Annotated in this window: 11 protein-coding genes; 8 read left to right on the forward strand and 3 right to left on the reverse strand. The window is 68.8% G+C overall.

Annotation, left to right across the window (positions count from 1 at the left end; translation table 11 throughout):
- Positions 1-120: 120 nt before the first annotated feature.
- Positions 121-402: a DUF397 domain-containing protein gene (locus ACIRB1_RS46925; RefSeq protein ID WP_352182172.1), complete on the reverse strand. Its 282-nt coding sequence runs from the start codon at positions 400-402 to the stop codon at positions 121-123.
- Positions 403-695: 293 nt separating this feature from the next.
- Between ACIRB1_RS46925 and rpsO the strand changes: the two genes are divergently transcribed.
- The 5 genes from rpsO to ACIRB1_RS46950 all read left to right on the forward strand — a co-directional run bounded on the left by rpsO (position 696) and on the right by ACIRB1_RS46950 (position 6,233).
- Positions 696-983: a 30S ribosomal protein S15 gene (gene rpsO, locus ACIRB1_RS46930; RefSeq protein WP_019064787.1), complete on the forward strand. Its 288-nt coding sequence runs from the start codon at positions 696-698 to the stop codon at positions 981-983.
- 402 nt (positions 984-1,385) lie between these two features.
- On the forward strand, positions 1,386-3,608 hold the full coding sequence (locus ACIRB1_RS46935; protein ID WP_403470102.1) for a polyribonucleotide nucleotidyltransferase: 2,223 nt from the start codon (positions 1,386-1,388) through the stop codon (positions 3,606-3,608).
- Complete coding sequence (locus ACIRB1_RS46940) at positions 3,605-4,984, forward strand: M16 family metallopeptidase (protein ID WP_403470103.1); 1,380 nt, start codon at positions 3,605-3,607, stop codon at positions 4,982-4,984. Before ACIRB1_RS46935 ends, ACIRB1_RS46940 begins: the two co-directional genes overlap by 4 nt.
- 42 nt (positions 4,985-5,026) lie before the next feature.
- The gene (gene dapB / locus ACIRB1_RS46945) at positions 5,027-5,779 is read left to right on the forward strand and encodes a 4-hydroxy-tetrahydrodipicolinate reductase (RefSeq protein WP_352182169.1); all 753 of its coding nucleotides are present in this window, start codon (positions 5,027-5,029) and stop codon (positions 5,777-5,779) included.
- Between the two features lies 1 nt (position 5,780).
- Complete coding sequence (locus ACIRB1_RS46950) at positions 5,781-6,233, forward strand: hypothetical protein (RefSeq protein WP_266773136.1); 453 nt, start codon at positions 5,781-5,783, stop codon at positions 6,231-6,233.
- A gap of 90 nt (positions 6,234-6,323) precedes the next feature.
- On the opposite strand, the gene ACIRB1_RS46955 is transcribed toward ACIRB1_RS46950, so the two are convergent.
- Complete coding sequence (locus ACIRB1_RS46955; protein ID WP_352182168.1) at positions 6,324-6,878, reverse strand: hypothetical protein; 555 nt, start codon at positions 6,876-6,878, stop codon at positions 6,324-6,326.
- 124 nt (positions 6,879-7,002) lie between these two features.
- Positions 7,003-7,242 (reverse strand): hypothetical protein, encoded by a 240-nt coding sequence (locus tag ACIRB1_RS46960; RefSeq protein WP_266773139.1) that lies wholly within the window; start codon positions 7,240-7,242, stop codon positions 7,003-7,005.
- A 202-nt stretch (positions 7,243-7,444) separates the two neighbouring features.
- Here ACIRB1_RS46960 and thyX point away from each other — a divergent pair, with 202 nt between their 5' ends.
- The 3 genes from thyX to ACIRB1_RS46975 all read left to right on the forward strand — a co-directional run bounded on the left by thyX (position 7,445) and on the right by ACIRB1_RS46975 (position 11,110).
- Positions 7,445-8,185: an FAD-dependent thymidylate synthase gene (gene thyX, locus ACIRB1_RS46965; protein WP_352182167.1), complete on the forward strand. Its 741-nt coding sequence runs from the start codon at positions 7,445-7,447 to the stop codon at positions 8,183-8,185.
- 211 nt (positions 8,186-8,396) lie between these two features.
- Positions 8,397-9,296 carry a 4-hydroxy-tetrahydrodipicolinate synthase gene (gene dapA, locus ACIRB1_RS46970; RefSeq protein ID WP_328828348.1) on the forward strand — a complete coding sequence of 300 codons (900 nt, stop codon included), beginning with the start codon at positions 8,397-8,399 and terminating at the stop codon, positions 9,294-9,296.
- A 128-nt stretch (positions 9,297-9,424) separates the two neighbouring features.
- On the forward strand, positions 9,425-11,110 hold the full coding sequence (locus ACIRB1_RS46975; RefSeq protein ID WP_352182166.1) for a ribonuclease J: 1,686 nt from the start codon (positions 9,425-9,427) through the stop codon (positions 11,108-11,110).
- The last annotated feature ends 328 nt before the right edge of the window (positions 11,111-11,438 follow it).

Below are 11,438 nucleotides of genomic sequence, written 5' to 3' on the forward strand. Positions count from 1 at the left end.
GGTGTCCGGGGGGGGGCGGGGGGGGGGGGCCCCCCGCACCGGGGGGGGGGGGGGGGGGGCCGGGGGGGGGGGGGGGGGGCGCCCCCCCCCGGCGCCCCCCCCCCTCATGCCTGCGTACGACTACTGCTGCTCCCCCGCCCCCGCCTCCAGATCGAACTCCCCGTCCCGCGCCCCCAGCACGAACGCCGTCCACTCCGCCTCCGTGTACCGCAGCACGGTCTCCGGATCGAGGGACGAGCGCATGGCCACCGCGCCGTCGGGGAGGTCGGCGATCTCGACGCGCTCCTCGTGGTCCTCCGTGCCCGGCGCGCTGCGCCACTCCACACCCGAGATGTCGAGGGCGTACAGCTCGTCCCGCTCCCGCTCCTTGCGTGCCTTGATCTCCTGCTCCGTCTCCGCCATGGCGCGGCGACCCCTTCCCGAAGAACCGACGTGTTCCACCATGGGTTTCCGCGTTCCGTCCATGGATGGAATCACCCTAGTGGCCGCGTCCGGGCCGGTCAGGGCCCTTCGGGGAGCTGGATCGGGGCATCGCCCCAGGCTGGTACGCTGTGTAGCGGCCGTTTGTGTACGCACCCCCGGAGCTCATGCCCTGGAGGCCGCGCGCGGCGGACCCGCCACACGAGTCACGGAAGCTCCCCTGAGAAGTGGACCAGGGGCACTCGGTGGCACATCCAAGACTACGAGGAGTACGCGTGTCGCTCGACGCCGCTACGAAGAAGCAGCTCATCAGCGAGTTCGGTCAGAAGGAGGGCGACACCGGCTCCCCCGAGGTCCAGGTCGCCATGCTCTCGCGCCGCATCTCGGACCTGACCGAGCACCTCAAGACCCACAAGCACGACCACCACTCCCGTCGTGGTCTGCTGATCCTGGTCGGCCAGCGCCGCCGGCTGCTCCAGTACCTGGCCAAGAAGGACATCCAGCGCTTCCGTGCCCTGGTTGACCGGCTGGGCATCCGCCGCGGTGCGGCGGGCGCCAAGTAAGACGCCGTGAAGGGGGCGGTTCCCGAAACGATCGGGAGCCGCTCCCTTCGCCGTACGTACGGATCGCCGTACGTGCGGATCGCTGCACGTACGGATTGCCCGTACGCGCGCACTGCCCGTACGGGCGGAAACGTGCGGAGTGTCACTCACGCTTTGTAGTGTGGTAGCACAACGCACGACGCAGGACGTACGACCGAGCACCACACCGTACGAAGACAGCACGACAAAGAAGAGGAGAAGCGCGCCTCGCAGCCGCCGGTCCTCGGTAGTGGCCCCCGGGCATTGACGCCCCGGGTGCTTCGATCGAAGACCGGCCCGCACCAGACAGCGCTTCTCCGCCACCGTCCCCCCGCCACACGGGCGGGGAGGGACGAAAGACGACAAGTAACGGAGAAAACGCTAGTGGAGAACGAGACCCACTACGCCGAGGCCGTCATTGACAACGGCACTTTCGGCACCCGCACCATCCGCTTCGAGACGGGCCGCCTGGCCAAGCAGGCCGCAGGCTCCGCCGTCGCGTACCTGGACGACGACACCATGGTGCTGTCGGCCACCACCGCCTCCAAGAACCCCAAGGACCAGCTCGACTTCTTCCCCCTCACGGTGGACGTCGAGGAGCGGATGTACGCCGCCGGCAAGATCCCCGGCAGCTTCTTCCGCCGTGAGGGCCGGCCCTCCGAGGACGCGATCCTCACCTGCCGCCTGATCGACCGCCCGCTGCGCCCGTCCTTCAAGAAGGGCCTGCGCAACGAGATCCAGGTCGTCGCCACGATCATGGCGCTCAACCCCGACCACCTGTACGACGTCGTCGCGATCAACGCGGCCTCCGCGTCCACGCAGCTGGCCGGCCTGCCCTTCTCCGGCCCGGTCGGCGGCGTCCGCGTCGCGCTGATCAACGGCCAGTGGGTCGCGTTCCCGACGCACACCGAGCTCGAGGACGCCGTCTTCGACATGGTCGTCGCCGGTCGCGTCCTCGAGGACGGCGACGTCGCGATCATGATGGTCGAGGCCGAGGCCACCGAGAAGACCATTCAGCTGGTCAAGGGCGGCGCCGAGGCGCCCACCGAGGAGGTCGTCGCCTCCGGTCTGGACGCCGCGAAGCCCTTCATCAAGGTGCTCTGCAAGGCCCAGGCCGACCTCGCCGCCAAGGCCGCGAAGCCGACCGGCGAGTTCCCGATCTTCCTCGACTACCAGGACGACGTCCTGGAGGCCCTCACCGCCGCCGTCCGCCCGGAGCTCGCCTCCGCGCTGACGATCGCCGGCAAGCAGGACCGCGAGGCCGAGCTGGACCGCGTCAAGGGTCTCGCCGCCGAGAAGCTCCTCCCGGAGTTCGAGGGCCGCGAGAAGGAGATCTCCGCCGCGTACCGCGCACTGACCAAGTCCCTGGTCCGTGAGCGCGTCATCAAGGAGAAGAAGCGCATCGACGGCCGCGGGGTGACGGACATCCGTACCCTCGCCGCCGAGGTCGAGGCCATCCCGCGTGTGCACGGCTCGGCGCTGTTCGAGCGTGGCGAGACCCAGATCCTGGGCGTCACCACCCTCAACATGCTCCGCATGGAGCAGCAGCTGGACACCCTCTCCCCGGTGACCCGCAAGCGCTACATGCACAACTACAACTTCCCGCCGTACTCCGTCGGCGAGACCGGCCGCGTCGGCTCCCCGAAGCGCCGCGAGATCGGCCACGGAGCGCTCGCCGAGCGCGCCCTGGTCCCGGTCCTGCCGACGCGCGAGGAGTTCCCCTACGCGATCCGCCAGGTCTCCGAGGCCCTCGGGTCGAACGGCTCGACGTCCATGGGCTCGGTCTGCGCCTCCACCATGTCGCTGCTGAACGCCGGTGTGCCCCTCAAGGCCCCCGTCGCCGGTATCGCCATGGGCCTGATCTCCCAGGAGATCAACGGCGAGACGCACTACGTCGCCCTCACCGACATCCTCGGTGCGGAGGACGCCTTCGGCGACATGGACTTCAAGGTCGCCGGCACCAAGGAGTTCGTCACCGCCCTCCAGCTCGACACCAAGCTGGACGGCATCCCCGCCTCCGTCCTGGCCGCCGCTCTCAAGCAGGCCCGTGACGCCCGCCTCCACATCCTCGACGTGATGATGGAAGCGATCGACACGCCGGACGAGATGTCCCCGAACGCCCCGCGGATCATCACCGTCAAGATCCCCGTGGACAAGATCGGCGAGGTCATCGGCCCGAAGGGCAAGATGATCAACCAGATCCAGGAGGACACCGGCGCCGAGATCACGATCGAGGACGACGGCACCATCTACATCGGTGCCCAGGTCGGCTCGCAGGCCGAGGCCGCCCGCGCCACGATCAACGGCATCGCCAACCCGACCATGCCGGAGGTCGGCGAGCGCTACCTGGGTACGGTCGTCAAGACCACCACCTTCGGCGCGTTCGTGTCGCTGCTCCCGGGCAAGGACGGTCTGCTGCACATCTCGCAGATCCGCAAGCTCGCCGGTGGCAAGCGCGTGGAGAACGTCGAGGACGTCGTCGGCGTGGGCCAGAAGGTCCAGGTCGAGATCGCCGAGATCGACTCCCGCGGCAAGCTCTCCCTGATCCCCGTCATCGAGGGTGAAGAGAACGCCGAGGACGACAAGAAGGACGACGACGACAAGTGACGTCGAGCAGCTCCACGGCGACGGCCCGCACCTCCTCGGAGGCGCGGGCCGTCGCCCGTACCCAAACCCTCATCCAGGGCACCAACGGCATCGGCACGGTCCGCAAGACCACCCTCCCGGGCGGCCTGCGCATCGTCACCGAGACGCTGCCCTCGGTCCGCTCCGCGACCTTCGGCATCTGGGCACACGTGGGCTCCCGCGACGAGACACCGTCCCTGAACGGCGCCACGCACTACCTGGAGCACCTCCTCTTCAAGGGCACGCACAAGCGCAGCGCGCTGGACATCTCCTCCGCGATCGACGCGGTCGGCGGCGAGATAAACGCGTTCACGGCGAAGGAGTACACGTGCTACTACGCGCGCGTGCTCGACACCGACCTGCCGCTCGCCATCGACGTCGTCTGCGACATGCTGACCGGCTCCCTCATCCGTGAGGACGACGTCAACGTCGAGCGAGGCGCCATCCTCGAAGAGATCGCCATGACGGAGGACGACCCGGGCGACTGCGTGCACGACCTGTTCGCGCGCACGATGTTCGGCGACAACCCCCTCGGCCGCCCCGTCCTCGGCACGGTCGACACCGTCAACGCCCTCACCGCGGACCGCATCCGCCGCTTCTACAAGAAGCACTACGACCCGACCCACCTCGTGGTCGCCGCCGCGGGCAACATCGACCACGACAAGGTCGTACGACAGGTGCGCGCGGCCTTCGACAAGGCGGGCGCCTTCCGCAGCCCCCAGGCGGCACCCATCGCCCCGCGCGACGGCCGCCGCGTCCTGCGCTCCACCGGCAAGGTCGAGCTGATCGGCCGTAAGACCGAGCAGGCGCACGTCGTCCTCGGCATGCCCGGCCTGGCCCGCACCGACGACCGCCGCTGGGCCCTCGGGGTCCTCAACACGGCGCTCGGCGGCGGCATGTCCTCCCGCCTCTTCCAGGAGGTCCGGGAGAAGCGCGGCCTGGCCTACAGCGTGTACTCGTACACGTCCGGCTTCGCCGACTGCGGACTCTTCGGCGTCTACGCCGGCTGCCGGCCCTCGCAGGTCCACGACGTCCTGAAGATCTGCCGCGACGAGCTCGACCAGGTCGCCGCGAACGGCCTGTCCGACGACGAGATCGGCCGCGCCGTCGGCCAGCTCCAGGGCTCCACCGTCCTCGGCCTCGAGGACACGGGCGCGCTGATGAACCGGATCGGCAAGAGCGAGCTGTGCTGGGGCGAGCAGATGTCCGTCGACGACATGCTGGGCAGGATCGCCTCGGTCACCCCGGACGAGGTCCGCGAGGTCGCCCGCGAGATCCTGGGACAGCGGCCCTCGCTGTCGGTCATCGGGCCGCTCAAGGACAAGCAGGCGGCGCGACTGCACGACGCCGTCGCCTGACACCCGCCTTCGGAACCCGTATCCGGTAAGGAAGCAAGAACGATGAGCAAGCTGCGCGTGGCGGTCCTCGGAGCCAAGGGCCGCATCGGCGCCGAGGCGGTACGAGCCGTCGAGGCCGCCGAGGACATGGAACTGGTGGCGGCCCTCGGCCGGGGCGACTCACTGGAGACGCTCACCGAGTCCGGCGCCGAGGTCGCGGTCGAACTGACCACCCCCGCCTCGGTGATGGACAACCTCGACTACTGCGTGTACCACGGCATCCACGCGGTCGTCGGCACCACAGGCTGGACCGACGAACGCCTCGCGCAGCTCACCGGCTGGCTGGCCGCCTCCCCGAAGACGGGCGTCCTCATCGCGCCCAACTTCTCCATCGGCGCCGTACTCACCATGAAGTTCGCGCAGATCGCCGCGCCCTACTTCGAGTCGGTCGAGGTCATCGAACTGCACCACCCGAAGAAGGTGGACGCCCCCAGCGGCACCGCCACCCGCACCGCGCAGCTCATCGCCGAGGCCCGCGCCAAGGCCGGCTCGGCCCCCGCGCCGGACGCCACCACCACGGCCCTGGACGGCGCGCGCGGCGCGGACGTCGACGGCATCCCGGTGCACTCCGTCCGGCTGCGCGGTCTGCTGGCCCACCAGGAGGTCCTGCTCGGCGGCGAGGGCGAGACCCTGACCGTGCGGCACGACTCGCTCCACCACAGCAGCTTCATGCCGGGCATCCTGCTCGGCGCCCGCCGCGTGGTGACGACCCCGGGCCTCACCTTCGGCCTGGAGCACTTCCTGGACCTGGGCTGACATGCGCGCCAAAATCACTTACGCCGTCACGGCCGCCGTCCTGGTCTTCTACTTCGTCCTGGTCGGCAGCCGCGGCGTCATGCTCATACAGTCGGGCACGGTCATCACGGTCACCTTCGGGATCGCGGTCCTGATCCTGCCGGTGATCGGCATCTGGTTCCTCTGGAAGAACACCCAGTTCGTCCGGAACGCCAACCGTCTCGCCGCCGAACTCGACGCCGAGGGCGGCCTCCCCGTGGACGAGTTGAGGCGCACCGCGGGCGGCCGCATCGACCGCGACTCGGCCGACGAGGTCTTCGCCAGGCGCAAGGCCGAGACCGAGGACGCCCCCGACGACTGGCGCAGCTGGTTCCGCCTCGCCGTCGCCTACCACGACGCCCGTGACACCCCGCGCGCCCGCAAGGCGATGCAGCGTGCGATCGCCCTGCACGACGGCCGCCCCGTCCCGGCCTGACCCGTAGGACGACACACCACCGCATGTCGAAGGGGCCGGTCCGCACTCGCTGCGGACCGGCCCCTTCGGCATACGGCTGCTGTCGGGCGGTCAGCTCCGCCGGTACTCGTCGGACCACACCTCGACCGAGTCCGCGGCCCGGTCGAAGGCGGAGGCACGCGCCAGGAAGTCGATGTCGTGCGTGGTCAGCAGCGCGGTCACGTCCTCCGGAGCACGGTCCTTGCGTACGAGGACCAGCGCCTGCCCCTGCACCGTGCGCGGCAGGCCGAGCCAGCGCACCGGCTGCTGCACCGTGCGCACGGCGACGATCCGGTTCCACGGCACCGTACGGGTGAAGAAGAACCGCACGCCGCGCAGCCCGCGCGCGCTCACCCACACGCCCATGCGCAGCAGCCGCAGGGCGCAGAGGATGACGACCACCGCGATGCCGAGGATCACCACGGCCTCGGACCGCGAGCCGGTCAACGCGATGATGACCGCGGCGAACAGCACGTACGACGCGAGCAGCAGCACGAGCGCCGCCACCGCCACCCGCCACGGTCCGGGCCGGTAGGGGCGCCGCCAGCGGTCGCGGTCGTCGAACGGCAGCGCGAGCTCGTCCGCGGCCTCGAATGCGCGGTCGGCCGTAAGGAAGGGCAGGGGCACGGCTGGTGTCCTCACTGAATCCATGCGTGGGCTGTGCCCGGTGAGGCTATCCGGCCGTGTTCTCGCTCACCACCGCTGGGGGTCCGGATGAGTCATGGTCAGCTGTACGGCCGCGCGCGGCAGGTCAGCGATTGTCGGCGGCCTGGGACTGCTGATGCTGTGTCGAGAGGTTGTTCTGCGACAGCGCCGGCATCCCGAGGACCAGGGAGCCCACGATTCCGGCGACGATGGTGAGGCCCAGGAGCCAGCGCCCGGCCAGCTGACCGGCGGAGGCCCGCTCACGCGGCGGCGGGGTGACATTGCTGCGGAAGCGGTCGGTCTCGGCGATGAAGGCGAACGGGACGGGTTCGCTCCGACGGAACATCGGTGGTGCTTCTCCCTTCGGGGATCGAACGGGTGGTGTTCACCAATACAGACGAGCGAACGACCTCATTGGTGCCCTGTTTCACCGAATTCGCAGAAGTTCGCCAACGAATGTCGCGGCACGGCACCGAACGCCCCGATGTCAGTGCCGGGCCGTAGAGTGGGCGCCGCCCGAGAGACGTGATGGAAGGACCCTCCGAGCCGTGACCGACACCCCCGCCGACGACCTCAAGCCCAGTTTCCGCAGTGATGTCACCGTCGAGCTGGTCAAGCACACCGCCTCCGACGCGGACGTGCTCTTCGCCGCCCGCGTCTCGACCGTCGGCGAGCAGTCCCTGGACGAGATGGGCAAGGACCCCGAGCGCTCCAAGGGTCTGATCAACTACCTGATGCGGGACCGCCACGGCAGCCCCTTCGAGCACAACTCGATGACCTTCTTCATCAGCGCCCCGATCTTCGTCTTCCGCGAGTTCATGCGGCACCGCGTGGGCTGGTCGTACAACGAGGAGTCGGGAAGGTACCGGGAGCTCCAGCCGGTCTTCTACGTCCCCGGTGAGTCCCGGAAGCTGGTCCAGGAGGGCCGCCCCGGCAAGTACGTCTTCGTGGAGGGCACCCAGGCCCAGCAGGAGCTGGTCGGCCGCACCATGGAGGACTCGTACCGCCAGGCCTATGAGGCGTACCAGGAGATGCTCGCCGCCGGCGTCGCCCGCGAGGTCGCCCGTGCCGTCCTCCCCGTGGGCCTCTTCTCCTCGATGTACGCCACGTGCAACGCCCGCTCGCTGATGCACTTCCTCGGACTGCGCACCCAGCACGAGCTGGCGAAGGTGCCGTCCTTCCCGCAGCGGGAGATCGAGATGGTCGGCGAGAGGATGGAGGAGCAGTGGGCCAAGCTCATGCCGCTCACGTACTCCGCCTTCAATGCGAACGGCCGCGTCGCCCCGTAGCGCACCTCTGTTTGCCCCTCGGGCACACATGTACGGATGGGCCGCGCGAAGTGTCCGTATTGCGGCATTTGGAGAAGTTCATCTAGCCTGATCAAACGGACCCGGCACTGCTTGAACCCCCGAGCAGGCAGTGCCGGGCTCCATATTTGTCACGACTTGTCGCCTGCCCCTAGGGCAGACCCCGCATTGAGCAGCGAGTAGCGTGTTCCCCATGGCTCCGACCTCCACTCCGCAGACCCCCTTCGGGCGGGTCCTCACCGCCATGGTCACGCCCTTCACGGCGGACGGCGCACTCGACCTCGACGGCGCCCAGCGGCTCGCTACCCACCTGGTGGACGCAGGCAACGACGGCCTGATCATCAACGGCACCACCGGTGAGTCCCCGACCACCAGCGACGCGGAGAAAGCGGATCTCGTACGAGCCGTACTGGAAGCGGTCGGCGACCGCGCCCACGTCATCGCGGGCGTCGGCACGAACGACACCCACCACAGCGTCGAACTCGCCCGCACGGCCGAACACACCGGCGCACACGGCCTGCTCGTCGTCACGCCGTACTACAACAAGCCCCCGCAAGAGGGCCTGTACCGCCACTTCAAGACGATCGCCGACGCCACCGAACTACCGGTCATGCTCTACGACATCCCCGGCCGCAGCGGCGTCCCGATCGGCACCGAGACCCTGGTCAGGCTCGCCGAGCACCCCCGGATCGTCGCCAACAAGGACGCCAAGGGCGACCTCGGCCGCGCCAGCTGGGCCATCGCACGGACCGGCCTGGCCTGGTACTCCGGCGACGACATGCTGAACCTGCCGCTGCTCTCCGTGGGCGCGGTCGGCTTCGTCTCGGTCGTCGGCCATGTGGTCACACCCGAGCTGCGCACCCTGGTGGAGGCGTACGTCTCCGGTGACGTCCAGAAGGCCACCGAGATCCACCAGAAGCTGCTCCCCGTCTACACCGGCATGTTCCGCACCCAGGGCGTCATGACCACCAAGGCCGCGCTCACCCTGCAGGGACTGCCCGCAGGACCGCTGCGCTCACCAATGGTCGAGTGCTCGCCCGAGGAGATCGCCCAGCTCAAGATCGATCTTGCCGCCGGCGGGGTACAGCTCTGACAACGGACTTCACAACTGAATACGCGGGGCTTCGGCGCCCGCACCCCACATCCGACAACTGCATTTGCACGAACGTCATGCGCGCCACGTGCCCACAGGTACGTGGCGCGCATGGGTAGGAGAGTCTTTTGAGTCATCCGCATCCTGAACTCGCCCCGCCGCCCAAGCTCCCCGAAGGCGGCCTGAGGGTCACCCCACTCGGCGGCCTCGGGGAAATCGGCCGAAACATGACGGTCTTCGAGTACGGCGGCCGTCTGCTCATCGTCGACTGCGGCGTGCTCTTCCCCGAGGAGGAGCAGCCCGGAATCGACCTGATCCTGCCGGACTTCACGTCCATCAGGGACCGCCTCGACGACATCGACGGCATCGTCCTCACGCACGGCCACGAGGACCACATCGGCGGCGTCCCGTATCTCCTCCGGGAGAAGGCGGACATCCCGCTGATCGGCTCCAAGCTGACCCTCGCGCTCATCGAGGCCAAGCTTCAGGAGCACCGCATCCGGCCGTACACGCTCGAGGTCGCCGAGGGGCACCGCGAGCGCATCGGCCCGTTCGACTGCGAGTTCGTCGCGGTCAACCACTCCATCCCGGACGCCCTCGCGGTCGCCATCCGCACCCCCGCGGGCATGGTCGTCCACACCGGCGACTTCAAGATGGACCAGCTCCCGCTGGACGGCCGTCTCACGGATCTACACGCGTTCGCCCGGCTCAGCGAGGAGGGCATCGACCTGCTCCTGGCCGACTCGACGAACGCCGAGGTCCCGGGATTCGTCCCGCCCGAGCGCGACATCTCGAACGTCCTGCGGCAGGTCTTCGGCAGCGCCCGCAAGCGCATCATCGTGGCGAGCTTCGCCAGCCACGTCCACCGCATCCAGCAGATCCTGGACACGGCCCACGAGTACGGCCGCAGGGTCGCCTTCGTCGGCCGCTCGATGGTCCGCAACATGGGCATCGCGCGTGACCTCGGCTACCTGAAGGTCCCGCCGGGTCTGGTCGTCGACGTCAAGACGCTCGACGACCTCCCGGACAGCGAGGTCGTCCTGGTCTGCACGGGCTCCCAGGGCGAACCGATGGCCGCCCTGTCCCGCATGGCCAACCGCGACCACCAGATCCGCATCGTCTCGGGCGACACGGTGATCCTGGCCTCGTCGCTGATCCCGGGCAACGAGAACGCGGTCTACCGCGTCATCAACGGCCTCACCCGCTGGGGCGCCAACGTCGTCCACAAGGGCAACGCCAAGGTTCACGTCTCCGGACACGCCTCGGCCGGCGAGCTGCTGTACTTCTACAACATCTGCCGCCCGAAGAACCTGATGCCGGTCCACGGCGAATGGCGTCACCTACGGGCCAACGCCGAACTGGGTGCCATGACCGGCGTCCCGCACGACCGCATCGTCATCGCCGAGGACGGCGTGGTCGTCGACCTCATCGAGGGCAAGGCCAAGATCGCGGGCAAGGTCCAGGCGGGTTATGTCTACGTCGACGGCCTCTCGGTCGGCGACGTCGGCGAGCCGGCGCTGAAGGACCGCAGGATCCTGGGAGACGAGGGCATCATCTCGGTCTTCCTCGTCGTGGACTCGTCCACCGGCAAGATCACGGGCGGACCACACATCCAGGCCCGCGGCTCCGGCATCGACGACTCCGCCTTCGTGGACGTGGTCCCGAGGATCACCGAGGTCCTGGAACGCTCGGCCCAGGACGGCGTGGTGGAGCCCCATCAGCTGCAACAACTCATCCGCCGCACGCTGGGCAAGTGGGTCTCCGACAACTACCGGCGCAGGCCGATGATCCTCCCGGTCGTCGTCGAGGTCTGACCGTCGTACGACCTCTCGTACGTGTGAACCTGGAGCGGGCCGCCTCGATTTGCATCGAGGCGGCCCGCTCCAGTACGTTTACGGCTCCGCCTGAGGGGGAACCCGGACACGTCGCGTGTACGGGAGCCACTCCCGGAGGGCCGGAAATTCCGACTCAGAACTTCTGATAAAGTCGGAACCGCCGGAAAGGGAAACGCGAAAGCGGAAACCTGGAAAGCACCGAGGAAATCGGCACCGGAAACGGTCTGATAAAGTCGGAAACGCAAGACCGAAGGGAAAAGCCCGGAGGAAAGCCCGAGAGGGTGAGTACAAAGGAAGCGTCCGTTCC

Source organism: Streptomyces sp. NPDC096013 (assembly GCF_044763565.1).
GTDB lineage: Bacteria > Actinomycetota > Actinomycetes > Streptomycetales > Streptomycetaceae > Streptomyces.